This is a genomic window from Mesorhizobium sp. M00.F.Ca.ET.216.01.1.1 (genome assembly GCF_004010325.2).
Lineage (GTDB): Bacteria > Pseudomonadota > Alphaproteobacteria > Rhizobiales > Rhizobiaceae > Mesorhizobium.
Window position 1 is genome coordinate 26282 of record NZ_SADR02000036.1, and the last position, 26311, is coordinate 52592.

Below are 26311 nucleotides of genomic sequence, written 5' to 3' on the forward strand. Positions count from 1 at the left end.
GATCGTCCGCCGGCAAAGGTTAACGGCAATGCCCGCCTTGCATGAATCGGGCCAGTTCGGGCGATTCAGCATGTGGTGAGACTCACCGTAAAAAAATCCACATATAGCCGTGAACAAACCCTGAATCTGGATGAGTCAGTGATTCGTCGCCGATTCGTTCCAGACTCGTTCCACCTGTTAATCGGGAACGGATTACGGACCTCGGGCAGGAGCTGCTGGCCCGCCGGCGGAACATTCTGCTTTCGCTTCGCGCGCTAAGTCCCTATGTGTCGCCTGTCATACGCGCCACAACAAGGCGCGCTCCCGACAACACGCGGCAGAAAGCCTTGTTTCCGAGCCGATGAATATCCCGCCAAAACACATTCAGCCGCTGATCTTGTCGGGCCGCGACGTGACTGCTGTGCTTGGCCCGACCAACACCGGCAAGACCCATCTCGCCATCGAGCGCATGGTGGCGCATGAGAGCGGCGTCATCGGGCTGCCGCTCAGGCTGCTTGCCCGCGAGGTCTATTCGCGCGTCTGCGAGAAGGTCGGCGCACACAAGGTGGCGCTCATTACCGGTGAGGAGAAGATCCAGCCAGCCGGCGCCAGATATTCGGTCTGCACGGTGGAGGCCATGCCGCGCGAGACCGACGCCGCCTTTGTCGCCATCGACGAGGTGCAGCTGGCCGGTGATCTCGAGCGTGGCCATATCTTCACCGACCGCATCCTGCATCTGCGTGGCCGCCAGGAAACGCTTCTGCTTGGCGCAGCGACCATGCATGGCATCCTCCAGCGGCTGCTGAAGGGCGTGTCGGTGGTGACGCGGCCACGGCTGTCGCATCTCGCCTATGCCGGTTCGAAGAAGCTCACCCGCCTGCCGCGACGCACGGCGATCGTCGCCTTCTCCGCCGACGAGGTCTATGCCATCGCCGAGCTGATCCGCCGCCAGCAAGGCGGTGCCGCAGTCGTGCTCGGCGCGCTGTCGCCGCGCACTCGCAACGCTCAGGTGGCGCTGTTCCAGTCGGGCGACGTCGACTACCTGGTCGCCACCGATGCCATCGGCATGGGGCTCAATCTCGATCTCGACCATGTCGCCTTCGCCCAGAACCGTAAATTCGACGGCTTCCAGTATCGCAACTTGGCGTCCGCTGAGCTCGGCCAGATCGCCGGCCGCGCCGGGCGGCACCTGCGCGACGGCACCTTCGGCGTCACCGGCCAGGTCGACCCGCTGGATGAAGAGTTGGTCAAGAAGATCGAAGGGCACGAATTCGATCCGGTGAAGGTGCTGCAGTGGCGCACCGCGCATTTCGACTTCGCCAGCCTCGACGCGCTGAAGCGCTCGATCGAGGCCAATGCGCCGGTCGAAGGCCTGACGCGCGCCCTGCCGGCGGTGGACGCTCAGGCGCTCGAGCACCTGTCGCGTGACGAGGACATCCGCGCCTTGGCCACCGACGCCAGGCGCGTGGCGCTGCTGTGGGAAGTCTGCGCCCTGCCCGACTACAGGAAGATCGCGCCGGCCCAGCACGCCGATCTCATCGCCTCGATCTACATGGACCTTGCCAGGCATGGCCATGTCGACGAGAATTACATGGCCGAGCAGGTGCGCCGTGCCGATACGACCGAGGGCGATATCGACACGCTGTCGCACCGGATAGCTCAGATCCGCACCTGGACTTTCGTATCCAACCGGCCGGGCTGGCTGGCCGATCAGGCACACTGGCAGGAAAAGACACGCGAAATCGAAGACAGATTGTCGGATGCGCTGCATGAGCGGTTGACGAAACGCTTCGTAGACCGCAGGACTTCCGTCCTCATGCGGCGCCTTAGAGAAAATACCATGCCTGAAGCCGAAATTAGTCCAACCGGAACCGTCCTCGTAGAAGGCCACCATGTCGGCGAGTTGCAGGGCTTTCGCTTCACCGCCGATCAGAGCGCCGGCGGTGAGGATGCCAAGGCCGTGCGCACGGCCGCCCAGAAGGCGCTTGCAGCCGAGTTCGAGGCGCGGGCCGAACGCTTCGGCGCCTCGGCCAATGGCGACATCGCGCTTGGCTCCGACGGCACGCTGCGCTGGATCGGTGCGCCGATCGGCACGCTGGTCGCAGGCGACGAGGCACTGAAGCCGCGCCTCGTGCTGCTGGCCGACGAGCAGCTCACCGGTCCCGCCCGCGACAAGGTTGCGGCGCGCGGCGAGCGCTTCGTCAATTTCCAGATCGAGTCGCTGCTGAAGCCGCTGGTCGACCTCAAGAACGCCGAGCAGATCACCGGCATCGGCCGCGGCATCGCTTTCCAGCTCGTCGAGCATTTCGGCCTCATCAACCGCCGCGACATCGCCGAGGAGATGCGGTCGCTCGATCAGGAAGGCCGCGCTGCGCTGCGCCGGCTCGGCGTGCGCTTCGGCGCCTACCACGTCTTTGTGCCCGCGCTGATCAAGCCAGCGCCGGCCGGGCTGGTGACGCTGCTGTGGGCGTTGCAGAACGACGGCAAGGACAAACCGGGATTTGGTGACGTGGTTCACGCGCTGGCTTCCGGCCGTACCTCAGTGGTCATCGACCCGACCTTCGACAAGACGTTCTACAAGCTGGCCGGCTACCGCAATCTCGGCCGGCGCGCGGTGCGCGTCGACATTCTGGAACGGCTGGCCGACCTGATCCGGCCGGCGACCAACTGGAAGCCGGGCCTCGGCCAGCGCCCCGACGGCGCCTATGACGGTCAGTCTTTCATGGTGACGCCGCCGATGATGTCGATCCTCGGGGCGACGGCCGACGACATGGAAGAAATCCTGAAAGGCCTTGGCTATCGCGCCGAGCCGAAGCCGGCGGCCGAGGTCAAGGCGCGGCTCGAAGCACAGGACAATGCCGCGCGTGAAGCTGCCGCGGCCAAGCTGGCGGCGGAAGAGGCGGCGAAGGCCGAGCAGGCCAGGGCGCCGGAAGCTGCGGCTGCGGAAGCCAGTGCCGAGACGCCGGTCGAGGGTTCTGAACCTGTCACGGATGCAGCTGTCGTGACGGAAGCCGCGATCGAAGTTTCGGCCGAGCCTGTTGCCGACGTGGCGGAGCCTGTCGCGGAAGAGCCGCCTGTGGCTTCAGCCGAAGTCACGCAAGAGGCGCCGCTCGCCGGGGAAGCCGTCGCCGAAAAGCCTGCTGAAGCTGCGCCCGAAGCCGAGTCGCCCGAAGCTCCCGAAATTGAAGCCGCGCCGGCAGAGCCGGCTGCTGAGGCTTCGCCTGCGGAAGAAGCGGTGCAGGCCGACCCTGCCGCGGCGGCCGAAGCCGCCACCGGCGAGGCTGCGCCCGAGGCCGAGGAGCCAAAACCCATATTGTTGTGGCGGCAGGGCCGCTTCGACCAGCGTCCGCGCCACCGTCATGACAACCGCAGAGACAATCGCCCGCGCCACGGACAAGCCGCAAGCGATTCGCAGGCAGGCGCTGATGGCGCGCAGGCCAGCCGGCCGGCCCATGAGGGACGCCGCGACCAACGCGACGGCGCCAGCAAGCCGCGCTTCGATCGCAGCAAGTTCAAGCCCAGGCCGCAGGCCGAGGCAGGAGAACGGCGCGATGGCAAGCCGCAAGGCGAACGCCCCGAACGTCGCGAAAACCGCTCCGACTGGAAGGGCCGACAGGACGGCAAGGGCGCGCAAGGCGGAAAGCCCGCGTTCCAGCCGAAGCCGCGCGAGGAGCGTCCGGTGCGCTTCGACCCGGACTCGCCCTTCGCCAAGCTCGCCGCATTGCGCGACCAGCTGAAGAAGTAGGCGCTGCCAAGTCCGATGGTTGCCGAAGGCCGCCAGCGCATTGACAAATGGCTGTTCTTCTCACGCGCGGTGAAATCGCGTTCGCTGGCGGCCAAGCTGGTGGTCGCCGGGCGCGTCCGCATCAATCGCGACAAAGCAGCGCAGGCCTCCGATATGGTCCGGCCCGGTGACGTTCTGACCATAACGCTCGAGCGGCGCATCTTCGTCTGGAAGGTGCTGGGCACGGGGACCCGGCGCGGCCCTGCCGAGGAGGCGCGCACGCTCTACGAGGACATCTCGCCTCCGCCGGCACCAAAGGGCGAGGCCGTTCCCGATGCGATTCCGCCACTGCGCGAGGCTGGCAGCGGCCGCCCGACCAAGAAGGAGCGCCGGGAGACCGACCGGCTGCACGGCGAAGACGAACCATAACCGGTCTTCACCACGCCGGCCCGCTGGAATTCCATTCCGGAAACGCTGGCCTCACCGGGAATGGCTGCCCTTGCCAGCGGCTGGCAAAGGCGTTACCTCACCAAAAAAGCTTAACAAAACGGGATGTCCCGGAGCCAAACGATGACCTATGTCGTGACCGACAATTGCATAAAATGCAAATACATGGACTGCATCGAGGTCTGCCCGGTCGACTGTTTCTACGAAGGCGAGAACATGCTCGTCATCCATCCCGACGAGTGTATCGACTGCGGCGTCTGTGAACCGGAATGCCCAGCCGATGCGATCAAGCCCGACACCGAGCCAGGCCTCGAAAAGTGGCTGCAGATCAATACCGAGTATGCCGAGAAATGGCCGAACATCACCGCCAAGAAAGAGCCGCCGGCCGACGCCAAATCCTTCGACGGCGAGACCGGCAAATTCGAGAAATATTTCTCGGCCGAGCCCGGCGAAGGCGACTAGCGCATGACCCCGAAAATCGGATTCGATTTTCGGAAAGGATCATGCGCAAAGTCAAAAATGTTACAGCGTCTTTGTGCGCCAGAAAGAGCGCGCGGCACTGTAATGGTGACGTCGGCTGGGCCGGCATGACGTTGCGTAACAGTCCTGACACGCCAACTGTCTTGACAGGCGGCGTGGGTTGCGGCCCTCGCGTATGCAGCAAAACCTTGATTCTTCCGACTTTTTGTGTTATATGAGCGAAACATGCCGGTGACACAACGTCGATTTATGGCGCAAACGCCCCAAATCACTGAAAGGTGAGTCCTCAATCCGGACCAGAGCGATCTGGGGCAGGCGGTCGCATTTTATGCGATTTGCCGGTCCTGGCTTTTCCGGTGGGTTCATCTGTTGTGCGGCTAACGGTCGGTGACCCGATCTAGCGAGTTCGCCGGCAGGTTGCCGGCACCACAACAAGGAGTTCAGGGCGTAATGGCAACGATCACCCCGCAGAAGAAGTCCACCGCGGCACGCCACGGTTTCAAGACCGGCGAGTACATCGTCTATCCGGCGCACGGTGTCGGCCAGATCGTCTCGATCGACGAGCAGGAAGTTGCGGGCCACAAGCTGGAACTGTTCGTCATCGACTTCCAGAAGGACAAGATGCGCCTCAAGGTACCGGTCGCCAAGGCGACCTCCATCGGCATGCGCAAGCTGTCGGAGGAGGACTACGTCGAGCGCGCGCTGAAGGTCGTTCAGGGCCGCGCCCGCGTCAAGCGCACCATGTGGTCGCGTCGCGCCCAGGAATATGATGCGAAGATCAATTCCGGCGACCTGATCTCGATCTCGGAAGTGGTGCGCGACCTCTATCGCGCCGACAACCAGCCGGAGCAGTCCTATTCCGAGCGCCAGCTCTATGAGGCAGCGCTCGATCGCATGGCCCGCGAGATCGCGGCCGTCAACCGCATGTCGGAAACCGAAGCGGTGCGCCTCATCGAGGTGAACCTCAACAAGGGCCCGAAGCGCGGCGCCAAGGCCGACAACGAGGAAGCCGAGCAGGAAGAAGCTGCCTGAGCCTTTTCGCTTTCGAATTCAAGAAAACCCGGCCTCGCGCCGGGTTTTTTGTTTGCTGGCGAAGCGCAATGTGAAGCGATCTCTCATCCGGACCTCCCTATTTAGCCTTCGCCGCCTTCCTTCTCCGCCTCCTGCTTCAGCGTCGCAATGAACCGCTTGGTCCGCTGACGCTCCGGATTGCTGAACAGCACGGCTGCCGGGCCTTTCTCGACAACCGTGCCGGCGTCCAGGAACACCACTTCCCGAGCGATCTTGGAGGCGAGCCGCAGATCATGCGTCGCCATCACCATCGTCGTGCCTTCGCTGGCGAGCTGGCCGAGCACGTCGACCACTTCCTGTGCCAGTTCCGGATCGAGCGCCGAGGTCGGTTCGTCGCAAAGCAGCACTTTCGGCGATGGCGCCAACGCGCGTGCAATCGCCACGCGTTGCTGCTGGCCGCCCGACAGCGTCGCCGGCCAGGCATCGGCCTTGTGCACCATGCCGACCTTTTCGAGCAGAGCGAGCGCCCGCTCGCGCGCCCGGCCCGCTGGCCATTTCAGCACCGTCACCAGCCCCTCCATGACATTTTCGATCGCGGTGCGATGCGGAAACAGCTGGAAATTCTGGAACACCATGCCGGTCTGCAGCCGCAGGCGTTGGATGGCCTTGGTGGAAACCCTGGCGCCGGGGTGGAACTCGAGCGCATCGTCGCCGATGCGCACCGTACCCGAGGTCGGGATCTCAAGCAGGTTGATGCAGCGCAGAAGCGTGCTTTTCCCGCCACCCGAAGGCCCGACAAGGGCGGTGACGCTGCCTTCCTCGATGGTGACGGTCACGCTCTTCAGCACCAGGTTGTCGCCAAAGCGCTTCTCGATATTGATGAGGCCGATCATGAGCGCGCCTCCAGGAAGCCGCCATAACGGTTGAGCCGCTTTTCCAGCCGCGCCTGCAGCGCCGACAGCACCGAGCTCATCACCAGATAGAGCGCCGCCGCCTCGACATAGAGGATCAGCGGCTCATAGGTGGTGGCGACGACGCGCTGCGCCGCCTGGAACATTTCCGGCACGGTGATGGCGGCTGCCAGCGAGGTATCCTTGACCAGGGAGATGAAGGTGTTGGACAGTGGCGGCACCGCGACGCGCCCTGCTTGTGGAAGAATCGTGCGCCGCATCGCCTGGGCCCAGGTCATGCCGATCGAGTAGGCCGCCTCCCACTGCCCCTTCGGCACCGAGCCGATAACCGCACGGATGATTTCGGACGTGTAGGCGCCGATGTTGAGCGTGAAGCCGATCAGCGCCGCGGGAAAGGCATTGAGCAGGATACCCACCGAGGGCAGGCCGTAGAAGATCAGGAAGAGTTGCACCAGAAGCGGCGTGCCGCGGAAGATCCAGACATAGAAGCGGACCACGGCGACCAATGGCTTCGGGCCGAACAGCCGGATGATCGCGGCGATCAGTCCGACGAAGAGGCCGAATGCAAACGACAGCAGCGTCAGCGGCACGGTGAAGATCAGCGCCGCCCGCAATAGCGTGGGCAGCGATTCCAGCATCAATTGCAGCCAATGCGGCACGAAAAGCCCCTCTTTGCCTGATCGCCGTTCTAATGCATGTCGCCCAAAGTGCGCAGCGGTCCGGCCTGGTCGAAGCGCGAATACAAGGCTTCATATCACGCGAAAACCAGCGGGCCGTCAAAGACGGCTCGCCGCGATACAAAACCTGCGACCGGCCCGCTCGCGAAAATGCGTCTACTTCGAAACGTCCTGGCCGAAATAGGTGTCGGCGATCTTCTGGTAGGTGCCGTCGGCCTTGATGTCGGCAAACGCCTTGTTGATGGCGGCGACCAGTTCCGGATCGCCCTTGCGCACGATGACGCCGGAATAGTCGGCGTTTTCTTCCTGCGCCGCGATCTTCACATTGGCGTCTGGCTTGTGCTTCTTGAAGTCGAGGAAGGACAGGCTGTCGTTGATAGTGGCGTCGGCGCGGCCGGTGAGAAGCAACTGGATCGACTGGTCGAAGCCGTCCGTGCCGACGAGCTCGGCCCCATTCGTTTCGGCGAGCTTGCCGAAATTCGAGGTCAGCGACTGCGCCGCCTTCTTGCCCTTGAGGTCGGCGAAGCTCTTGATGTCGGAGTTGTCGCCGCGCACAATCAGCGCCGCCTTGGAGGCGATATAGGGATCGGAGAAATCATACTTGGCTTTACGCGCCTCGGTGATGCCGACCTCGTTGATGACGGCGTCGTAGCGATTGGCGTCGAGGCCGGCGATCAGCCCGTCCCATTTGCCTTCGAGGAACTGGACCTTGACGCCGAGGCGCTTGGCGATCGCCTCTGCGATCTCGACGTCGAAGCCGACCAATGCGCCTGAGGCATCATGATAGGTGAAGGGCGCGTAGGTGCCCTCGGTGCCGACCTTGAAAACGCCAGCCTGCTTGATCTGGTCGAGGTTGGCGCCGGCGTGGCCGGCAGCAACAGCCAGAACCTGCAACGTTCCGGCGATGATGATCGATTTGAGCCATTTCATTTTTCTGTGATCCCGTCCTTGGCCGATGTCCGGCGCATTGTGAGAGCCGGAAACTGACAGATGAAGGCCCGCAAAATAAGGAACCAGATTTTCAAAAATAAGCCGCTTCCGAAATCCAATACTCAAAAACCCACTGCCTCGACCCGACTGGTATCGTCGCCGTACTCTGTGGGACAACACGACCCGAGCGACACCAGCAACGGGAACATTCCCCGGCGTGGCACGTTTCTTGGCTGTTGTAGGGCACGGCGTCGCGATTTCAATCACCTCAGACGCCGTCGCGGCAGCCAGGCCGTCGGCAATGCCCGGAACAAGGAGCCGGCATGATCGAAGACACTGCAGGACGGACCATGGTCCGCGCGGCGATGAAAGCTCCCTATCTCGAGCGTGACGAGGAGCACCTTTTGGCCCTGCGTTGGAAGGAAGACAACGACCAGCAGGCGCTGCACCGGATCACCGTTGCGCATATGCGGCTGGTTATTTCCATGGCCTCGAAATTCCGTCACTACGGCCTGCCCTTGGGTGACCTGATCCAGGAGGGCCATGTCGGCCTGCTGGAAGCGGCCGCGCGTTTCGAGCCCGAGCGCGAGGTGCGGTTTTCGACCTATGCGACATGGTGGATCCGCGCCTCGATGCAGGATTACATCTTGCGCAACTGGTCGATCGTGCGCGGCGGCACCAGTTCGGCGCAGAAGGCACTGTTCTTTAACCTGCGGCGCTTGCGTGCGCGGCTGGCGAACGGCTCCGAGCCGATCTCGAACGCCTCCCTCTATCGCGAGGTTTCGGTGGCGCTCGGCGTCTCCGAGGCCGACGTGGCGATGATGGATTCCCGCCTTTCGGCCCCCGACAGCTCGCTCAACACGCCGCTTGCCGATGATACAGGTGCTACCGAGCGGATGGACTTCCTGATTTCGGAAGATCCCTTGCCGGACGAAGTCGTCGGCGATACCATCGACATCGAACGCCGCTCGCTGTGGCTGAAGCAGGCACTCAATGCGCTCAATGCCCGCGAGCTCAGGATCATCGAGGAACGCCGGCTGAGCGACGAGGGCACGACACTCGAGGCGCTCGGCGAGGCGCTCGGCATTTCCAAGGAGCGTGTCCGCCAGATCGAGGCACGCGCCATGGAAAAGCTCAAGGTGGCCCTGGTGGAGCAGAACCCCGAGTTCCTGGCGACAGCCGCCTGAACCTATCTGTCCCTATTTGTCCCTGTAACTATCTGTCAGTGACGATCTTGACCTTGTCGCCGGCCGAAACGGCAGCACCCGGCGACAGTGCATTGAGCACGCGGAACAGGTCGAGCTTGCGGTCGACGCCGACCATCTGCGCGGCGAGCGAGCCCATGGTCTGTCCGGGCTGCACCGTGACGACGCGAATGCGCAACGGCTTCAGCGCCGCCTTCTCCGCCGTGCTCAAGATGCGGAAGGAGCCGCTGACCGAGCGCGCCACGGCGTCCAGCGAGGTGCTGGCGGACGGCGCCGCGGTCAACAGCCGATAGACTTGGCCACCGGCGCGGATCACCGCGATGTCGAACTGCCAGCCTTCGGCACCAGCATGCGCGGTCACCGCCTCGTTGCCGTTTATCGTCTCCTGACGCACGCTGCTGTCGTCGAGGCCGGCCACCCAGCCGCTGCGGATATAGTCGGTCAGCGAACGGTTCTCGTCGATCGAGACGCCGTCGAAGCGGATCGCCATGTCGCCGGGTCCGGTAGCGGTCACCGCGGCGGCCGAATTGTCGATGATGAAACCGTCGGGCACCGAGAACGACACGCCAAGACCCGGATGCAGGAAGGTTTGGCCCCGCACATAGCCTTCCTCAGGTGTGTCGCCATAAAGCAGGCCGTCGATGCCGGCGAGGAAGGAATCGCGGTCGCGCGTGCCGACGCCCGGTGCACCGAACTGGCGGGCATGGCGCTGCGCCAGATCGATGCGCTGCGGCGTGTTGGGGTGCGTGGCCAGGAAGTCGAGGCTGGCATCGGTGGCACCGCTGATCGAGCGGAAATCGGTATAGGCCGACATCGACTGCAGGAAGCGGCCGGCTGCATAGGGATCGTAACCCGCCTCGCCGATCGACTTGATGCCGATGGCGTCTGCCTCCAGCTCCTGGTTGCGCGAGAACTGGGCCAGCCTCAGCTTGCCGCGGATCAGCGCCGCCTTGGCGGTCGGACTGTCGCCGAGGACATCCGAGACGACCTTGGTGGCCAACCCCTCCTCGGCCTCCAGCTGCTGACGCTGCAGGCCGTGGTTTGCGGTGACATGGCCCATCTCGTGCGCGATGACGGCGGCGAGCTCGGCCGAATCGTTGGCCAGCGCCAGCAAACCGCGGGTGATGTACAGATAGCCGCCGGGCAGCGCAAAGGCGTTGACGTTGGGCGAATTGAGGATGGTAATGCGATAGGTCTGTGTGGGGTTGGCCGAAACCACGGTCAGGCTGCCGACGACCTTGGCGACCATACGCTCAAGCTTGGGATCGGAATATTCGCCGCCATAGGTAGCGAGGATGCGCGGGTGCTGCGCCTTCGCCATTGCGGCAAGTTTGCTGTTGGCGACGACATTGTCGACCGTGATAGGCTTATCGGAGGGCTGGAAGCCGGATTCCTGCATATCCGGAGGCGTGAACATCTGGCAGCTTGCCAGCGCCACAGCAAAGCTGGCCAGCGCGAGAAAGCGCGCCAGAGGGAACATCCGCGATCTGTCCAAGCCGGTCGGCAGGTCGGCTTCCTTTCGGTATTCGCGCATGAAGGCCGCGCGGCGCTGTAGTGGCAAATCACGGCCAATGCCGGACCAGTACACTCCTCCAACCCTGGCAAGCAAGCGCCACATCGCCCGAGGCCGGTTTGGCCGTAAATTATGTCCGCTTCCGGGCAATATCTCGTGATCCGGCGCCATCCGGATTTTCCCCGATATAGCGCCGAAAGATTTCTGGTCCAGCCCCTGCGAAGAAATCGGCGGCGATCCCTGTCGCGGCAACCGTACCATTATCCAGAAAAACCATGTTGTGGCCGATGCGGCGTGCATCTTCCGGCTGGTGCGTGACGAACAGTACCGTCATGCGTCGCTCCGCATGGACGCCGGCCACCAGGTCGAGCATGTCGTCGCGCAGCGCCGGTCCGAGCGAGGCGAACGGCTCGTCGAGCAGAAGCACCGGCCGGTCGCGCACCAGCACCCGGGCAAGCGCCACGCGTTGCCGCTCGCCGCCGGAGAGTTCGCGCGGCAGGCGCCTCTCCTTGCCGGCAAGGCCGACGCGCTTCAGCGCCGCGGCAATTGCGCCGTGATCGGCATCGGTCAGTCTGAGCGAAGGCGAGCGGCCGAGCCCGACATTCCGTTCCACCGAGAGATGGGCAAAGAGATTGTTTTCCTGGAACACCATCGACACCGGCCGTGCCGAAGGCGGCTCGATGCTGACGTCGGCACCGCCGATCAGCACGCGGCCCGAACTTTGCGTCTCGAAACCGGCGACAAGATTGAGCAGCGTCGATTTTCCCGAGCCGGATGGCCCCATGATCGCGGTGATCTTCGACACGGCAAACTCGACATCGAATAAAAACGGCGCTTCGCCATAGCTGAACAAAACCTTTTCCAGCCGCACAGCCGCGCCTTTTTCCATCCCGCTGCCCTTGCTGGCCGGCGTCATGATCTTTCTCCCCGTCCCAGCCAGTCTGCGGCCAGCACCAGCGCCAGACAGACGACGCCGAGCAGCAGGGCCAGGCCGGCGGCGTCGACAGTGCGGTAGCTGCTCATGCGCGCCAGCAGCAGGTAAGGCAATGTCTGCACGGAATCGCTGCCAAACAGCGCGATGACGCCGAGATCGCCGAGCGACAGTGCCATGGCAAAGGCGAAGGCGGTGGCGAGCGGCCGTCGCAGCGACGGCCAGTCGATCAACCACAGGCGGTTCAAGGCCGAAATGCCGAGCTGTGCGCAGAGCCGTTCGTGGCGTTCGCTTGCCGCGTCATAGGCGGGGCGCAGCGCACGAATGGCAAAGGGCATCGCCATCACCGCATTGACGGTGACGACCATGACCGGGGCGATGGCAAAGACATCGCTGATCGTGCGCAGGAGCAGGAACCAGCCGGCGCCGACGACGATCGGCGGCACGACGAGGACGAGACCGGCGCCGGTATCGGCGGCATGTTCGAGCAGCGTCCTGGGGTCCATGCTGCGGCTCAAGTTGCGGCGGCTCAAGGCCAGCGCCCGGCGCGCCATAACGAGCGACAGCGACAGCGCCACGGAAAGCAGTGCCGACAGCAAGGCGAGGACGGCACTGGTCAGCGTCGCCTGCCGCACTGCACTCTCGCCCGCCAGACGGCCGAGATCGGCACCAAGGCCGGCTGCCAGCGTGGCTGCCATCGGCCCGGCGACGAACAGCAATGCCAGAACGATAAATGCGGCGTTCAGAACGCTCTCGGCCGTACCGGCCGAGAGATATCGGCGCGGCGCCACCGGCAGGTTGGCGTCGCCAACAGTGTTGGCGCCGAGCCGCATCAATGCCAGCACCACGACGAAGGTCAGGCCGATCTGCAGCAGCGTCAGCGTCACCGCCCGCGCCGGATCGAAATCGAAACGCAGCGCCTGATAGATGGCGACCTCCAGTGTCGTCGCACGCGGCCCGCCGCCCAGCGTCAGCACAATGGTAAAGGAGGTTATGCAAAGCATGAAGACAAGCCCGGCGACACCCGGCAGCGCCGCGCGCAGCGTCGGCCACTCGACCAGCCGAAATGCCGGCCTGGCGCCCATGCCGAGCTGGCTTGCCAGCCGCCACTGGTCGGCCGGTACCGTTCCCAGCGCCTCAAGGAACAACCGCGTTGCCAGCGGCAAGTTGAAGAAGACATGAGCGACGAGAATGCCGGACAGACCATAGATGCCCGGCCAGCTTTGACCGCCTAGCGTGCCGAGCACACCAGCGAAATAGCCGACTCGGCCATAAAGGGCGAGAACGCCGAGCGCCGCGACGATGGCCGGCAGCGCCAGTGGCACGGCGAAGAGCTGCAGGATGAAGCCGCGCCCGAAGAAGCGCGGATGGCGCGACAGCGCACGCGCGACAAGCAGCGCCGGCACGACGGAAAGCAGGGTCGACAGCAAGGCCTGCCACAGCGTGAAGCGAGCAACACGGAAGAGATAGGAATCGAAGGCCGAAGCGGCACCGGACGGGTCACGCGTTCCTTCGAGGATGAGCCCGGCGAACGCACCGCCGATCAGCAACGCAATGGCGGCAAGCGCAACGATGCCGGCGGTGACGCGGGAGTCAGACGAGGGTGCGTGCTGCACTTTCGACCACCTGACTCGGGAGTGCCAAGCTTAACGAAGGTCGCGTTCCTTTGCGCCCCCTTCTGTCCTGCCCTCTTTGCCAAAACTTGGCATCTCCCCCACGAGGGGGGAGATTGGCAGCTTTGCCGATCGCGTCCTTCTTGCGAGGCTGGTGATTGGCGAAAGCCGAAGCGGCGCCCGATCTCCCCCCACGTGGGGGAGATGTCCGGCAGGACAGAGGGGGGCGCCATAGAGCGATCATCTTCGATCAGGCGGCCAAAGCTACTTGCTCATCGCCGCCAGCCATTCGTCGACCCAGGCCTTGCGGTTGGCGGCGACCTCCTCGGGGCTGAACAGCAACGTCCTGGTCGGCTTGACGAGCTTGTCGAAAGCCGGGTTGAGCGGCTTATCGGTCTTGCCGGCCGGGAACATCCAGTTGGTCTCGGGAATGGCATCCTGGAATTTCGGCCCAGTCATGAAGGCCATGAACTTCTCCGCCAGCGGGTTCTTCGCACCGGTGGTGGTGACACCGGCAACCTCGATCTGCAGATACTCGCCCTCCTCGAAGGACGCCGCCTGGTAGCGCTCGGTGTTTTCGGCGACCATGTGATAGGCCGGCGAGGTGGTGTAGGACAGCACCATCGGCGCCTCGCCCTTGGTGAACAGGCCATAGGCCTCGCTCCAGCCCGGCGTCACGGTGAGCACTTTTGTCTTCAGCTTGGCCCAGGCTTCCGGCGCCTGGTCGCCATAGACCGATTTCACCCACAGAAGCAGCCCGAGGCCCGGCGTCGAGGTGCGCGGATCCTGGATGACGATCTTCTCATCCTTATTGCCCTCGACCAATTCCTTCAGGCTCTTCGGCGGGGTCTTCAGCTTTTCGGTGTCGTAGACGACGGCGAAATAGCCATAGTCGAACGGCACGAAAATATCGTCGTTCCAGCCGCCCGGCACGTCGACGTCCGTTATCGCGCCGGGCCGTGAAAACAGGCCGGTGGCCTTGGCCTCCGCCGTCAGGTTGGTATCGAGGCCAAGCACGATGTCGGCCTTGGTCGCGGCCCCCTCCAGCTTGACGCGGTTGAGCAGCGCCACGCCGTCGGCGACCGAGATGAATTCGAGGTCGCAGCCGCACTCGGCCTCGAAGGCCTTCTTCACCGCAGGACCTGGACCCCAGTCGGCGGTGAAGCTCTCATAGGTGTAGACGGTGAGCTTATCCCGTGCGGATGCCGGTCCGGAGCCGGCGACGACGGATGCCGCGAGCAGCATGGCTGAGACAAGAGAGGATAAAAGCGTGCGCATCGGCGCCTCCTTCGTTCGCATTGAAAGGAATTGAGGCGTCGGGTTGTCCGAAACGTCTAATCCCTCCGCCGGTACAAACCGGATCAGGTTCAGCGGGTTGGCAAACTTGCCTCTCAGCCGGTCCGCGAAGATCGCGTCCGGCACCCCGTTAGAGCGTTTCGACACATAGGCCCGGCCAATGCGCCGCGCAAGCGGAAGTTTGCCGGGCGTCGAAACCGCAGCTTCCGTTTCGCAAGCAGGGCTGGTAAGGGCCACGCATATGAGCAAATTCACCATCCTGCTTGGCGGCGATCTCATCCGCACGCCGCTGCTCGACCGCCAGGTCGCCGGCACCCGTGTCATCGCCGCCGATGCCGGCATCGGCCATGCCCGTATGCTGGGCGTGATGCCGGAACTCTGGGTCGGCGATTTCGATTCCGTGCCGGCGAATTTGCCGGACGATCTGGCTGCCGTGCGCCGGCAAGTGTTTCCGGCCGAAAAAGACAGTACCGACGGCGAACTGGCCATTGCCGCAGCCCTTGAACGCGGTGCGACCAGCCTCGTGCTGGCCGGTGCTTTCGGCGGCAAGCGCGCCGACCACGCCTTCCTGCATCTGGCGCTCAGCGTCCGGCTGGCCGAAGCCGGCATAGAGGTGCTTTTGACCAGCGGCGCGCAGGAAGGCATCCCCTTGCTACGGGGACGAGCCGGCTTCGACTATCCCGACGGCACGCTGTTTTCAGTCCTCGGCTTCTCCGATCTGTCCGGCCTGACCGTCACCGGTGCGAAATGGCCGCTGAACGGCGTCGAGATCGCATTCGGCTCGTCGCTGACCATTTCCAACGAGGTCAAGGGCCGGCTCGAAATTGCGCTCGACAGCGGCCACGCGCTGTTGCTAGCCCATCCTTTTCCACTACCTGAAAGCTGATATGGCGCCGCCGCTTCTCAATCTGGACGGGATAAAACTGACCTTCGGTGGCACGCCGCTGTTCGATGGTGCGGAACTCGCCGCATCCGCTGGCGACAAGATCGCCCTGGTCGGCCGCAACGGCTCCGGCAAGTCGACGCTCCTGAAGATCGCAGCCGGCTTGATCGAGCCGCAGGACGGCGAGGTGTTCCGCCAGCCTTCGGCGACCGTACGCTATCTGCCGCAAATACCCGACATGGACGGTTTTGCGACCGTGCGCGCCTATGTCGAGGCAGGGTTAGGACCGGCCGATGATCCCTACCGCGCCACCTATCTGATGGAGCATCTCGGCCTGTCCGGCGATGAACGGCCCAGTGACCTTTCCGGTGGCGAGGCACGCCGCGCCGCCCTGGCCCGCGTCATGGCACCGGAACCCGACATTCTTCTCCTCGACGAGCCGACCAACCATCTCGACCTGTCTGTCATCGAATGGCTGGAGGAGGAGCTTGTCCGCACCTCCTCGGCGTTGATCGTCATCTCGCACGACCGTCGCTTCCTCGAACGCGTCTCGCTCGCCACAGTCTGGCTCGACCGCGGCCAGACGCGCAGGCTGGACAAGGGTTTTGGCCATTTCGAGGAATGGCGCGACACCGTGCTGGAAGAGGAAGAGCGCGAGCAGCACAAGCTCGGCCGCCAGATCGTGCGCGAGGAGCACTGGCTGCGCTATGGCGTGACGGCAAGGCGCAAGCGCAACATGCGCCGGCTCGGCGAATTGCAGACCATGCGCCAGCGCTTTCGCAGCCACCGCGGCGCCGAGGGTTCGGCGACCATGATGGCCAGCGACGCGGCCGAGTCCGGCAAGCTGGTGATCGAGGCGAAAAACATCGACAAGAGCTTTGGCGACCTCACCGTGGTCAAGGGATTCTCGACGCGCATCCAGCGCGGCGACCGCGTCGGCCTGGTCGGGCCGAACGGCGCGGGCAAGACGACGTTGCTGAAGATGCTAACCGGCGAGCTGGAGCCGGACGCAGGTTCGGTGCGGCTCGGCACCAACCTGGAAATCGCCACGCTCGACCAGAAGCGCGAGGCGGTCGACCCTGCCGAAACGCTGGCCCAGTATCTCACCGACGGGCGCGGCGAGAACCTCGTCATCAATGGCGAGCAGCGCCATGTCGTCTCCTATATGAAGGATTTCCTGTTCAAGCCGGAACAGGCGCGCACGCCAGTGCGCGAGCTTTCCGGCGGCGAGCGGGCACGGCTGCTGCTGGCGCGCGTGCTGGCGCGGCCGGCAAACCTCCTGGTCCTCGATGAGCCGACCAATGACCTCGACATGGAAACGCTGGAGCTGCTGCAGGAACTGGTCGCCGGTTTTGCCGGCACCGTGATCCTCGTCAGCCATGACCGCGATTTCCTTGACCGCACCGTGACCAGCGTGATCGCACCTGAAGATGGCGGCCGCTGGATCGAATATGCCGGCGGCTATTCCGACATGCTGGCGCAACGCGGCGGCACCAGGCTCGACGATCGCAAAGCAAGGCCGAAGGCGGGAACCAGCGAAGCCACGGCAACAAGCAGGACCGAAGCGGCTGCACCGAAAGGCCCAGCGAAGAAACTGTCGTTCAAGCAGAAGTTCGCACTGGAATCGTTACCAAAGAAGATCGAGGCGGTGGCGGCCTCGATCTCGCGGCTGGAGAACAACATCGCCGACCCGGCCTATTATGAGCGCGACCCAGCCTCGTTCCAGAAGACCATCGCTGCCCTCGACAAGGAGCGCGCCACGCTGGCGGCGCTTGAGGAGGAGTGGCTGGAACTGGAGATGCTGAGAGAAGAGATGGAGGGGTGAGGAGCGTTCGGCCGTAGGCCGATCGAGCGATAACGATTTGTCGATTAAGGCAACGAACGCCCGAAGCCATAGCGGAGGGCTGGGCGCGCGCGATCAGACACCGCTTCGTCGTTGCTGCGGTGGGGAAATGCGCATACATCATGCGCACACTGAGGAGGTCACAATGCGCAAGCTAGCCCTGAACGCGGTTCGCCAGCCGGCAAACCTGTCGATCGACTCGAAACTCATGAAGGAAGCCAAGGGACTTGACGTGAACGTCTCACGCGCCGCGGAGGCCGGCATTGCAGAGGCGGTTGCTGCCGAAAAAGCGAGACTATGGAAGCTTGAGAACCGCGCCACGATAGAGGCGTGGAACGAATACTTCGAAAAGCACAGTATTCCGCTAAAAGAATATCGGCAGTTCTGATGGCGCGCTACGATGTCTTCGCGGGTCGGGTCGAAGGCAGCTATTTGCTGGACGTTCAATCCGACCTTCTCGACGAGTTCGAGACACGGGTGGTTATCCCGCTTCTCCCGGTCACGACGACGCCGCTGCCGATGCGAAAGCTCCATCCCATCGTCGAGATCAATGGCCGAAAATTGGTTATGGCCACCCATCTGATCGCTACGGTTCCGACCGAGGAATTGGGCGAAAGTCGTTTGAACATCGTCAGGCACCACGACGACATCGTAGCCGCACTCGACATGCTGTTCCAGGGCTTCTGAACCGACCGCCGGAAGCTTCCGGCTGGGTCTCTCAGCCCGCCGTCTTCGCCTGCCAGGCCTTCAGCGCCTCGTCGAATACCTTCTCGCCGGGAATGCCTTTTTCCATCGTCAGCAGCGCCCGCCGTCCGGTCTTGTAGACCACCGGCACGTCGATCCAATCCTGGCCTCTGAGCAAGGTCAGGTTGGCGTCCTCGTCAGCCTTGGTGTCGTTGAGCGCGACGAGGAAAAAGCCGTCGGCGATTTTGGCCGGGATGCCGATCAGCGGACTGCCGGCATCCTGCTCCGAACTCTTCATGGCGACGCGCAGAATGTTGTCGACACCACCGCCGTCGAAGCCGTCGGGGGTCAGGAAGATCATCTCGATGATATGGCTGGCCGGCAGCGTCTGGTCGGTGTTGCGGCGGATGGTCATGCGCAACTGGATGTCCTTGCCGGGGATCGTCGCTTCGGCGCGGATCGCCGGTTCCGGCGGCAGGTCGCCACCGGGCGATTCCTGCACCAGCGACCAGACGATGCTGCCGGGTTCAGCCGAACCCTGGGCTGTGCTGGTGCGCTCTTCATAGAAGATCGCCTTCTGACCGACCTGCAGCGTGGTTTCCGCCGGTGCCGTTGTCGGCGCAGCGGGTGTGGCGCCGACGGCCGGCGCCGGATTGGCCGCGGGACCAGCCGGCGCTGCGGGCGCTGCCTCGCCAGCGGGTGGCGTGGCGGCAGGCGCATTCGCGGCTGGAGCGCCGGTAGCTGGCGGCTGGCCGGCAGGTGCTGGAGGAGTGGCCGGCGGTGGCGTCGTCAGCGCGGCGACGGACTCGCCCTCGCCAATACCGCTTTGTCCGGCGGCCGGGCCAGGATCGATCTCCTTGCCCTCGGGCGTCAGGCGCTGGGTAAACTTCGGCGCCTCGGCGGCGTCTGTTGCTGCGGGTGAGGCCGGCGGTGTTGCCGCGGCGTCGGTCGCCGGCTTGCCCGGGGCAGGTTTGACCGGGGCCGGCTTCACCAGCGGCTCGGTGGTGACGGTCTTGGTCTCGCTAGGGCTGAACATGGCGCCGAATGCATCCCTGTTCAGCCAGACACCATAGCCGCCACCGCCGATCACCAGCAACGCCGCAACCGCTGCGACCAGCCCGCCATAGCTGCGTTTGCGCACAGCCGGGCGCAAACGCTGAAACGTGTCCGCTGCCGGTTCCTCGTCATTGGCAAAGCCGTCGCCTTGGCCGGTCGGCAACGATGCGTCCATGCCGGTAGGACGCGCATCGGCGTCGTCGAAAGGCGGCGGCGTTTGCGCCGGCTTCGGCCAGCTCGGCTCCGCCGTGGCGGCAGGCGTCTCCAGCCTGAAAGGCTCGTGCTTGGCGAGTTCCGGCTTGGCGGGTTCGGCCTTGGCTGGTTCCGGCTTGGCGACCGGTTGCCGGACATGGCTTGGTTGGTTCTTGTTGCGATCGATGGAGGAGAATATGTGTTCCAGTTCCGCGAGCGGATCGGCCGCAGGCGCAGGTTTGGCGTACTCCCGCTCAACGGTCGAGATGGCGTCTTCCAGACTACGCTTCTGTTTGGCGGCATCCGACGGCGTAAGCGGCGGATCGTGCTCGGCAATCTTCCTTGCGATCGTCGCCCGGGCCTTGTCATAGAGCTTCGCCCGCATGTCCGGCGTGTTTTCGCCGAGACTGCCGATCGTCTTTTTCAGAACAGCAACGAAATCTGCCATGCTTCGGTTGACCTGTATTTTGTTCCTGGGCCGCCTCCCGCAAGTCGGCGGTGATGCCCGGAAAAGGCTGAGAAACTAGTCTTGAAACGGGTCGGTCACAAGTATCGTGTCGTCCCGTTCCGGGCTGGTGGAAAGGAGTGCAACCGGTGCGCCGATCAGCTCCTCGATATGGCGGACATATTTGACGGCCTGGGCCGGCAGATCGTTCCAGCTTCTGGCACCGGCGGTGGTGCCTTTCCAGCCTTCGAGCGTCTCGTAGACCGGTTCGACCCGCGCCTGCGCGCCCTGACTGGCCGGCAGATAGTCGATCGCGTCGCCATCGAGGCGATAGCCAGTGCAGACCTTGATCTCGTCGAGGCCGTCGAGCACGTCGAGCTTGGTCAGCGCGATGCCGTTGATGCCGTTGACGGCGACGGCCTGGCGCACCAGCACGGCGTCGAACCAGCCGCAGCGGCGCTTCCTGCCGGTGACGGTGCCGAATTCATGGCCGCGCGTGCCGAGGAACTCACCGACCTCATTGTCCTGCTCGGTCGGGAATGGACCCTCGCCGACACGCGTCGTATAGGCCTTGGTGATGCCGAGCACATAGCCGATCGCGCCCGGCCCGACGCCGGAGCCGGGCGCCGCCTGGCCCGCAACGGTGTTGGACGAGGTGACGAACGGATAGGTGCCGTGGTCGATGTCGAGCAGCGTGCCTTGCGCACCTTCGAACAGGATGCGCTCGCCGGCACGACGCCTGTCGTCGAGGATTTTCCAGACGCGGTCCATATAGGGCAGGATCCGGTCGCCGACCGAGGTCAGCTCATGCATGATCGCTTCGTGCGAGACTTCCGCATGACCAAGCCCGCGGCGCAGCGCATTGTGGTGCGTCAGCAGCCTGTCGACCTTCAAGGGCAGCGTTTCCAAATCAGCCAAGTCCATCACCCTGACCGCGCGCCGGCCCACCTTGTCCTCGTAGGCGGGGCCGATGCCGCGGCGGGTCGTGCCAATCTTCGTTCCGGAATTGGAGGCGGCGTCCTCGCGAAATCCATCCAGCTCCCGGTGCAGTGACAGGATAAGCGCGGTGTTTTCGGCTATTTTCAGGCGATCTGGCGTTACTTCGACGCCTTGCGCCTTCAATTTAGCCACTTCGGCGACGAAGGCGTGCGGATCGAAGACGACGCCATTGCCGATGATCGACAGCTTGCCTTGCCGCACCACGCCGGAAGGCAGCAGCGACAGCTTGTAGACCTTGCCGTCGACGACCAGCGTATGGCCGGCATTGTGGCCGCCCTGGAAGCGCACGACGACATCGGCCCGTTCCGACAGCCAATCGACGATCTTGCCCTTGCCCTCGTCACCCCATTGCGAGCCGACGACCACTACATTGGCCATGTTTCTTTTCCCTTGAGATGCCGCCCATGCGGCTTGAAACGACAGGCCTCTATAACGTCAAGACCTGGCGAGCGCGACCATTCTTTGCCGCCGAAAACGCCCTGAGGCACAACAATTTCCACCTTTGACATCATTTACTTGGCCATGCCGCTGCCATAGGCCGCAAAGACCCTCGACTCAACTGCCCCCGGAACTTCGCAATGCACCGCAGCGCCTATCTGTTCCTGCTGATCACCACCTTGCTGTGGGGCGGCAACTCCGTGGCCGGCAAGCTGGCGGTCGATCACATCTCGCCGATGATGCTGGTCTTCCTGCGTTGGGTGCTCGCGGTTGCGATCATGCTGCCGGTCGGTTGGCGGACACTGCGCGAAGACTGGCCGGTGGTGCGCAGGCATTGGCTGCTGCTTGGCGGGCTCGGCGCTTGCGGCTTCACCATCTTCAACGTGATCTTCTACACCGCGCTCAACTATACCACGGCAATCAACGTCTCGATCGAGCAGGCGGCGATACCGATCGTGATCATCCTCGCCAATTTCGTGCTGTTTCGGCTGCGCGTTCATCGGGTGCAGGTTGTCGGTGTGGTGCTGACGATCGCCGGCGTCGCCCTGACCGCCAGCCATGGCGACCCACGCCAGCTTCTCAGACTGGACCTCAATTTCGGCGACGCCATCATGCTGATCGCAGTGCTTTGTTACAGCTTCTATTCGGTAGGGCTGCGGCTGAAACCGGTTATCCGCTGGCAGAGCCTGATCCTGACGCTGTCGATTGCCGCACTTGTTACCTCGCTGCCGTTCTTCATCTGGGAAGCCGTGGCCGGCAAGGTCATCGTTCCTGATGCGCGCGGCTGGACGGTCGCCGTCTACACCGCGGTCGGCGCCTCGATTGTCTCGCAGATCTTCTACATCAGGGGCAACGAGTTGATCGGCGCCAACCGCGCCGGCCTGTTCATCAACCTGGTGCCGATCTTCGGCACGCTGCTTTCGGTGCTGATCGTCGGTGAGAAATTCCAACTCTACCAGGGGCTGGCGCTCGTGCTGGTGCTGGGTGGCATCGGTCTGGCAGAACACAGTGGAAGGAAGATTGTGTTATAGGCAACTGGCCGTTGAGCAGGGAAATATCCAAGTATTCTAATGTATTAAGGACGCTGAAGGACAATAACAGAGGTATTAAGGATATTCCGGCTATACAGTACGATCACCGGGAGATTGACTTTTTCATCTTTCGGCACTCAGTTTCCGATGTCAGTCAGGCTGGTTTCGATGCGAAGGGCGAAGATCATGAATTTTCGAACGATTGCTGCCTCATCGCCGCTTTTGTCGGCCTGGCGGCCTTTCCCGTTTCGGCATCGGCAGCCACCGCCCACACCACCACGTCATTGAATGTGCGAAGCGGTCCAGGCCCAGGATATGCGAGGGTCGCAACATTGCCGGCCGGCCACAGGGTGACGCTGTTCCATTGCGAAGGCAGTTGGTGCGCAATCCGCACCGGCGGCATAAGCGGCTGGGCCAGCTCGAGCTACCTGGAGCGCTCCTATGTCGTGCGACCGGTTATCGTGCAGCCGCACATTGTCATTCGCCCGCCGCATTATCGCCCTCATAGGCCACACAGGCCGCCACATAGACCTGAGAGGCCCCACAAGCCTCTCCTGGCAAGTGCAAGATCGCACCTGGCTTCCCCTGCAAATAGACCGCTCGGGCAATCTTCCGGGCACCTACGTCTTTGCCAAGCCCCCATGTGCAATTCCACGCGGGGCGCTCGGATGTAACTCCACGATCGACCGTGAACGTCGTCGCGATCAGCGGCCGGACAGCCTTTACGCTTCGCCCACATCGAACTGCAGCCTCTTGGCCGAGTCGATCGACTCGTGCGACCGCAGCTGATCCAGCACCTTTTCGGGGAACGGCGCGTCGAGATAGAGCAGCGCGATGGCATCGCCGCCCGGCCGATTGCGGCCGAGCTGGAAATTGGCGATGTTGACGCCGTTCTCGCCGCAAACGGTGCCGAGAAGGCCGATGATGCCCGGCGCGTCGGCATTGGTCGTGTAGAGCATGTGCTTGCCGACCTCGGCGTCGAGATTGATGCCCTTGATCTGGATGAAGCGCGGCTTGTGGTCGGAAAAGCAGGTGCCGGCGATCGAGCGGGTCATATGCTCGGTCGTGACCGTCAGCTTGATATAGCCGTCGAACACGCCCGATTTGTCGCGCTTGACCTCGGCGACGATGATGCCGCGCTCCTTCACCATGATCGGCGCCGACACCATGTTGACGTCGGAGACCTGCGGCCGGATCAGGCCGGCAAGGGCAGCGCTGATCAGCGCCCGTGTGTTCATCGTCGCAGTCGAGCCGTCGAACAGTATCTCGACCTCCTTGATCGGGTCTTCGGTGACCTGGCCGACAAAGGCGCCCAGCACTTCGGCCAGCTTGACGAAAGGTTTCAGCCGCGGCGCTTCCTCGGCGGTGATCGACGGCATGTTGATGGCGTTGGAAACCGCGCCCTTGATCAGATAGTCCGACATCTGCTCGGCGACCTGCAGGGCGACATTCTCCTGCGCCTCGGTGGTCGAAGCGCCGAGATGCGGTGTCACCACGACATTCTCCATGCCGAACAGCTCGTTGTTCTCCGCCGGTTCGACCTCGAACACGTCGACGCCGGCGCCTGCCACCTTGCCGCTCTTCAGCGCGGCGATCAGGTCGGCCTCGACAACCAGCCCGCCGCGCGCGCAGTTGATGATGCGTACGCCGGTCTTCATCTTGGCGATTGCCGCAGCGTCGATGATGTTGCGCGTCTTGTCGGTCAGCGGTGTGTGTAGCGTGATGAAGTCGGCGCGTGCAAACAGCTCGTCGAGCTCGACCTTTTCAACGCCAAGCTCCTCGGCGCGGCTGTCCGACAGGAACGGGTCGAAGGCGATGACATGCATCTTCAGCCCGACCGCGCGCGTGGCGACGATCGAGCCGATATTGCCGCAGCCGATAATGCCCAGCGTCTTGCTGGTGATCTCGATGCCCATGAAGCGGTTCTTTTCCCATTTACCGGCATGGGTCGAGGCGTTGGCTTCCGGGATCTGGCGGGCCAGCGCAAAGATCATAGCGACGGCGTGCTCGGCGGTGGTGATCGAATTGCCGAAGGGCGTGTTCATCACGATGATGCCCTTGCGGCTCGCAGCCGGGATGTCGACATTGTCGACCCCAATGCCGGCCCGGCCGACGACCTTCAATCTAGTGGCGGCATTGATCAGCTTCTCGGTGACCTTGGTCGCCGAACGTATGGCGAGGCCGTCATACTGGCCGATGACTTCGAGCAGCTTTTCCTTGTCCTTGCCGAGATCGGGCAGGTAGTCGACGTCGATGCCGCGATCCTTGAATATCTGCACGGCGGTGGTGGAAAGTTTGTCTGAGACGAGAACGCGAGGCATGGGATTTGATCCTTTGCGATTGGCGTCCCTCCCCCTTGAGGGGAGGGTCGGCGCGGAGCGCCTGGGTGGGGTCGTTGCGGCCGGACGCGGCCAGATTTCTTGGTTGACGGATCGTTGGACTGAGTGGGGACGACCCACCCGGCCCTTCGGGCCACCCTCCCCTCAAGGGGGAGGGATCAGGCCGCCGCCTTGAGCGACGCCTTCTGTGTGGCAAAGGCCCAGTCGAGCCAGGGCAGCAGCGCTTCGAGGTCGGAGGTCTCGACCGTCGCGCCGCACCAGATGCGCATGCCGGGCGGGGCGTCGCGGTAGGCGCCGATATCGTAGGCGACGCCCTCCTTGTCGAGTGCGGACACCAGCCCCTTGGCGAAAGCCGCCTGTCCGTCAGCGTCGAGCGCGGCGACATCCGGGTCGGTGAAGGAAAGGCAGACCGAGGTGTTCGACCGCGTCGCCGGATCGACGGCAAGATGGCCAAGCCATGGGGATTTGCCGACGAAGCCGTCGATCACCGCCGCATTGGCGTCGGCGCGAGCAATCAGCGCCCCAAGGCCACCGACCGACTTCGCCCAGTGCAGCGCATCGAGATAGTCCTCGACGCACAGCATTGACGGCGTGTTGATGGTCTCGCCCTTGAAGATGCCTTCGATCAGCTTGCCGCCGGAGGTGAGGCGGAAGATCTTCGGCAGCGGCCGTGCCGGCTTGTAGGTCTCCAGCCGCTCAACAGCGCGCGGGCTGAGGATCAGCATGCCATGCGCGCCCTCGCCGCCCAGCACCTTTTGCCATGAGAAGGTGACGACATCGAGCTTCTCGAAATCGAGCTTTTGCGCAAAGGCGGCCGAAGTGGCGTCGCAGATGGTCAGGCCCTTGCGGCCGGCCGGGATGAAATCGCCGTTGGGCACGCGCACACCTGAGGTGGTGCCGTTCCAGGTGAAGACCACGTCGCGGTCGAAATCGATTTTCGCCAGATCCGGCAGTTCGCCGTAGCCGGCCTCGATCCTGCGCACGTCGGCGAGCTTCAGCTGCTTGACCACATCGGTGACCCAGCCTGAACCAAAACTTTCCCAGGCGACCATGTCGACGCCGCGTTCGCCGAGCAGGGACCACAGCGCAATCTCGACCGCGCCGGTGTCCGATGCCGGCACGATGCCGATGCGGTAATTTGCCGGAACCTGGAGGACCTCGCGCGTCAGCTCGATCGCCTGTTCGAGCTTGGCCTTGCCAATCTTGGCGCGATGAGAGCGCCCGAGCGCGGCATTTTTCAGCGCCTCAACCGACCAGCCGGGGCGTTTTGCGCAGGGACCTGAAGAAAAATTGGGATTTGCCGGACGCAGTCCGGGCTTCGTATGCGTCGTCATCGTGGTCTATCCTTCCAGATAGTGGCCCCTCGTTGGGGAGGGGTGGCCCACGGACGGCGATATGCGTTCAGGCTTCAGGCGTCAAGGGGAAAGTTTTTGTCGCCAGGGCTTCGAACTCGGGTTAACGCGCTTTAGGGATTGCGGTTGATCTGATTCCATGGGGCTTCCATGATTCGGAGCCCTGTCATGACCATTGCCGCCCTCGAAGGATTTGAGAAGCCATGCCTGAAGGCGCTGCTGGAGCATTTTTCAGCCATTGAAGATCCGCGTGAGCCATGGCGGGTGGCACATCCGCTGCCGGAAGTGCTGCTGCTGGTCGTCTGCGGCACGATCTGCGATTGCGACGACTA

Annotated in this window: 23 protein-coding genes and 1 riboswitch; of the genes, 12 read left to right on the forward strand and 11 right to left on the reverse strand. The window is 63.6% G+C overall.

All coding sequences use genetic code 11. The features are described from left to right. The first annotated feature begins 340 nt into the window (after positions 1-340). From EN859_RS31625 to EN859_RS31640, 4 genes are all read left to right on the forward strand, one after another. Positions 341-3724 (forward strand): helicase-related protein, encoded by a 3384-nt coding sequence (locus EN859_RS31625; protein WP_127856525.1) that lies wholly within the window; start codon positions 341-343, stop codon positions 3722-3724. A 15-nt stretch (positions 3725-3739) separates the two neighbouring features. After that, entirely contained in the window at positions 3740-4132 is a 393-nt protein-coding gene (locus tag EN859_RS31630) for an RNA-binding S4 domain-containing protein (protein WP_127856526.1), read from the forward strand. Positions 4133-4273: 141 nt separating this feature from the next. Next, a complete protein-coding gene (fdxA, locus tag EN859_RS31635) occupies positions 4274-4612 on the forward strand; it encodes a ferredoxin FdxA (protein ID WP_127856527.1) in 339 nt (112 codons plus the stop codon). A gap of 468 nt (positions 4613-5080) precedes the next feature. Further along, on the forward strand, positions 5081-5662 hold the full coding sequence (locus EN859_RS31640) for a CarD family transcriptional regulator (RefSeq protein WP_006327799.1): 582 nt from the start codon (positions 5081-5083) through the stop codon (positions 5660-5662). Between the two features lie 101 nt (positions 5663-5763). Here the strand turns inward: EN859_RS31640 and EN859_RS31645 are convergent, their stop codons facing one another. From EN859_RS31645 to EN859_RS31655, 3 genes are all read right to left on the reverse strand, one after another. After that, entirely contained in the window at positions 5764-6534 is a 771-nt protein-coding gene (locus EN859_RS31645; protein WP_127856528.1) for an amino acid ABC transporter ATP-binding protein, read from the reverse strand. Further along, on the reverse strand, positions 6531-7211 hold the full coding sequence (locus EN859_RS31650; protein WP_127856529.1) for an ABC transporter permease subunit: 681 nt from the start codon (positions 7209-7211) through the stop codon (positions 6531-6533). Before EN859_RS31650 ends, EN859_RS31645 begins: the two co-directional genes overlap by 4 nt. 174 nt (positions 7212-7385) lie before the next feature. Beyond that, entirely contained in the window at positions 7386-8159 is a 774-nt protein-coding gene (locus EN859_RS31655) for an amino acid ABC transporter substrate-binding protein (protein WP_127856530.1), read from the reverse strand. 323 nt (positions 8160-8482) lie between these two features. Here EN859_RS31655 and EN859_RS31660 point away from each other — a divergent pair, with 323 nt between their 5' ends. Then, complete coding sequence (locus tag EN859_RS31660) at positions 8483-9346, forward strand: RNA polymerase factor sigma-32 (protein ID WP_127856531.1); 864 nt, start codon at positions 8483-8485, stop codon at positions 9344-9346. Positions 9347-9374: 28 nt separating this feature from the next. Here the strand turns inward: EN859_RS31660 and EN859_RS31665 are convergent, their stop codons facing one another. From EN859_RS31665 to thiB, 4 genes are all read right to left on the reverse strand, one after another. Next, positions 9375-10844, reverse strand: coding sequence for a M48 family metalloprotease (locus tag EN859_RS31665; protein WP_127856544.1), 1470 nt, complete (start codon positions 10842-10844; stop codon positions 9375-9377). Between the two features lie 163 nt (positions 10845-11007). Next, positions 11008-11793, reverse strand: coding sequence for a thiamine ABC transporter ATP-binding protein (gene thiQ / locus EN859_RS31670; RefSeq protein ID WP_127856532.1), 786 nt, complete (start codon positions 11791-11793; stop codon positions 11008-11010). After that, positions 11790-13424, reverse strand: a complete 1635-nt coding sequence (gene thiP / locus EN859_RS31675) for a thiamine/thiamine pyrophosphate ABC transporter permease (RefSeq protein ID WP_127856533.1) — start codon at positions 13422-13424, stop codon at positions 11790-11792. The genes thiQ and thiP overlap by 4 nt, the downstream gene beginning before the upstream one ends. A gap of 261 nt (positions 13425-13685) precedes the next feature. Further along, positions 13686-14699, reverse strand: coding sequence for a thiamine ABC transporter substrate binding subunit (thiB, locus tag EN859_RS31680; RefSeq protein ID WP_127856534.1), 1014 nt, complete (start codon positions 14697-14699; stop codon positions 13686-13688). Between the two features lie 43 nt (positions 14700-14742). Then, positions 14743-14857, reverse strand: a riboswitch (TPP riboswitch). Positions 14858-14958: 101 nt separating this feature from the next. Here thiB and EN859_RS31685 point away from each other — a divergent pair. From EN859_RS31685 to EN859_RS31700, 4 genes are all read left to right on the forward strand, one after another. Beyond that, positions 14959-15603, forward strand: a complete 645-nt coding sequence (locus EN859_RS31685) for a thiamine diphosphokinase (RefSeq protein ID WP_127856535.1) — start codon at positions 14959-14961, stop codon at positions 15601-15603. Position 15604: 1 nt separating this feature from the next. Continuing rightward, positions 15605-17425 carry an ABC-F family ATP-binding cassette domain-containing protein gene (locus EN859_RS31690; protein ID WP_127856536.1) on the forward strand — a complete coding sequence of 607 codons (1821 nt, stop codon included), beginning with the start codon at positions 15605-15607 and terminating at the stop codon, positions 17423-17425. 163 nt (positions 17426-17588) lie between these two features. After that, positions 17589-17831 (forward strand): type II toxin-antitoxin system CcdA family antitoxin, encoded by a 243-nt coding sequence (locus tag EN859_RS31695; RefSeq protein ID WP_127856537.1) that lies wholly within the window; start codon positions 17589-17591, stop codon positions 17829-17831. Next, a complete protein-coding gene (locus EN859_RS31700) occupies positions 17831-18130 on the forward strand; it encodes a CcdB family protein (protein ID WP_127856538.1) in 300 nt (99 codons plus the stop codon). The genes EN859_RS31695 and EN859_RS31700 overlap by 1 nt, the downstream gene beginning before the upstream one ends. 31 nt (positions 18131-18161) lie before the next feature. Here EN859_RS31700 and EN859_RS31705 read toward each other — a convergent pair whose 3' ends face one another. Both EN859_RS31705 and EN859_RS31710 read right to left on the reverse strand, forming a co-directional pair. Beyond that, positions 18162-19823 (reverse strand): hypothetical protein, encoded by a 1662-nt coding sequence (locus EN859_RS31705; RefSeq protein WP_127856539.1) that lies wholly within the window; start codon positions 19821-19823, stop codon positions 18162-18164. 75 nt (positions 19824-19898) lie between these two features. Then, a complete protein-coding gene (locus EN859_RS31710) occupies positions 19899-21197 on the reverse strand; it encodes an adenylosuccinate synthase (protein WP_127856540.1) in 1299 nt (432 codons plus the stop codon). 200 nt (positions 21198-21397) lie between these two features. On the opposite strand from EN859_RS31710, the gene EN859_RS31715 reads away from it, so the two are divergent. Further along, on the forward strand, positions 21398-22288 hold the full coding sequence (locus EN859_RS31715; protein ID WP_127856541.1) for a DMT family transporter: 891 nt from the start codon (positions 21398-21400) through the stop codon (positions 22286-22288). A gap of 290 nt (positions 22289-22578) precedes the next feature. Next, positions 22579-22962: an SH3 domain-containing protein gene (locus EN859_RS31720; protein WP_245525804.1), complete on the forward strand. Its 384-nt coding sequence runs from the start codon at positions 22579-22581 to the stop codon at positions 22960-22962. A 48-nt stretch (positions 22963-23010) separates the two neighbouring features. On the opposite strand, the gene serA is transcribed toward EN859_RS31720, so the two are convergent. Next, positions 23011-24609, reverse strand: coding sequence for a phosphoglycerate dehydrogenase (gene serA / locus EN859_RS31725; RefSeq protein WP_127856542.1), 1599 nt, complete (start codon positions 24607-24609; stop codon positions 23011-23013). Positions 24610-24785: 176 nt separating this feature from the next. After that, positions 24786-25961: a phosphoserine transaminase gene (locus EN859_RS31730; protein ID WP_127856543.1), complete on the reverse strand. Its 1176-nt coding sequence runs from the start codon at positions 25959-25961 to the stop codon at positions 24786-24788. A 186-nt stretch (positions 25962-26147) separates the two neighbouring features. Here EN859_RS31730 and EN859_RS31735 point away from each other — a divergent pair. Further along, the coding region (locus EN859_RS31735) for a transposase family protein (protein ID WP_245525805.1) at positions 26148-26311 on the forward strand (164 nt) is incomplete at its 3' end.

What these genes read in the sequence shown, in the direction of transcription:
- EN859_RS31625 (WP_127856525.1), top strand. Translation starts at nt 341, where the DNA reads ATGAATATCCCGCCAAAACACATTCAGCCGCTGATCTTGTCGGGCCGC.
- EN859_RS31630 (WP_127856526.1), top strand. Translation starts at nt 3,740, where the DNA reads ATGGTTGCCGAAGGCCGCCAGCGCATTGACAAATGGCTGTTCTTCTCA.
- fdxA (WP_127856527.1), top strand. Translation starts at nt 4,274, where the DNA reads ATGACCTATGTCGTGACCGACAATTGCATAAAATGCAAATACATGGAC.
- EN859_RS31640 (WP_006327799.1), top strand. Translation starts at nt 5,081, where the DNA reads ATGGCAACGATCACCCCGCAGAAGAAGTCCACCGCGGCACGCCACGGT.
- EN859_RS31645 (WP_127856528.1), bottom strand. Translation starts at nt 6,534, where the DNA reads ATGATCGGCCTCATCAATATCGAGAAGCGCTTTGGCGACAACCTGGTG.
- EN859_RS31655 (WP_127856530.1), bottom strand. Translation starts at nt 8,159, where the DNA reads ATGAAATGGCTCAAATCGATCATCATCGCCGGAACGTTGCAGGTTCTG.
- EN859_RS31660 (WP_127856531.1), top strand. Translation starts at nt 8,483, where the DNA reads ATGATCGAAGACACTGCAGGACGGACCATGGTCCGCGCGGCGATGAAA.
- EN859_RS31665 (WP_127856544.1), bottom strand. Translation starts at nt 10,844, where the DNA reads ATGTTCCCTCTGGCGCGCTTTCTCGCGCTGGCCAGCTTTGCTGTGGCG.
- thiQ (WP_127856532.1), bottom strand. Translation starts at nt 11,793, where the DNA reads ATGACGCCGGCCAGCAAGGGCAGCGGGATGGAAAAAGGCGCGGCTGTG.
- thiB (WP_127856534.1), bottom strand. Translation starts at nt 14,699, where the DNA reads ATGCGCACGCTTTTATCCTCTCTTGTCTCAGCCATGCTGCTCGCGGCA.
- EN859_RS31685 (WP_127856535.1), top strand. Translation starts at nt 14,959, where the DNA reads ATGAGCAAATTCACCATCCTGCTTGGCGGCGATCTCATCCGCACGCCG.
- EN859_RS31690 (WP_127856536.1), top strand. Translation starts at nt 15,605, where the DNA reads ATGGCGCCGCCGCTTCTCAATCTGGACGGGATAAAACTGACCTTCGGT.
- EN859_RS31695 (WP_127856537.1), top strand. Translation starts at nt 17,589, where the DNA reads ATGCGCAAGCTAGCCCTGAACGCGGTTCGCCAGCCGGCAAACCTGTCG.
- EN859_RS31700 (WP_127856538.1), top strand. Translation starts at nt 17,831, where the DNA reads ATGGCGCGCTACGATGTCTTCGCGGGTCGGGTCGAAGGCAGCTATTTG.
- EN859_RS31705 (WP_127856539.1), bottom strand. Translation starts at nt 19,823, where the DNA reads ATGGCAGATTTCGTTGCTGTTCTGAAAAAGACGATCGGCAGTCTCGGC.
- EN859_RS31710 (WP_127856540.1), bottom strand. Translation starts at nt 21,197, where the DNA reads ATGGCCAATGTAGTGGTCGTCGGCTCGCAATGGGGTGACGAGGGCAAG.
- EN859_RS31715 (WP_127856541.1), top strand. Translation starts at nt 21,398, where the DNA reads ATGCACCGCAGCGCCTATCTGTTCCTGCTGATCACCACCTTGCTGTGG.
- serA (WP_127856542.1), bottom strand. Translation starts at nt 24,609, where the DNA reads ATGCCTCGCGTTCTCGTCTCAGACAAACTTTCCACCACCGCCGTGCAG.
- EN859_RS31730 (WP_127856543.1), bottom strand. Translation starts at nt 25,961, where the DNA reads ATGACGACGCATACGAAGCCCGGACTGCGTCCGGCAAATCCCAATTTT.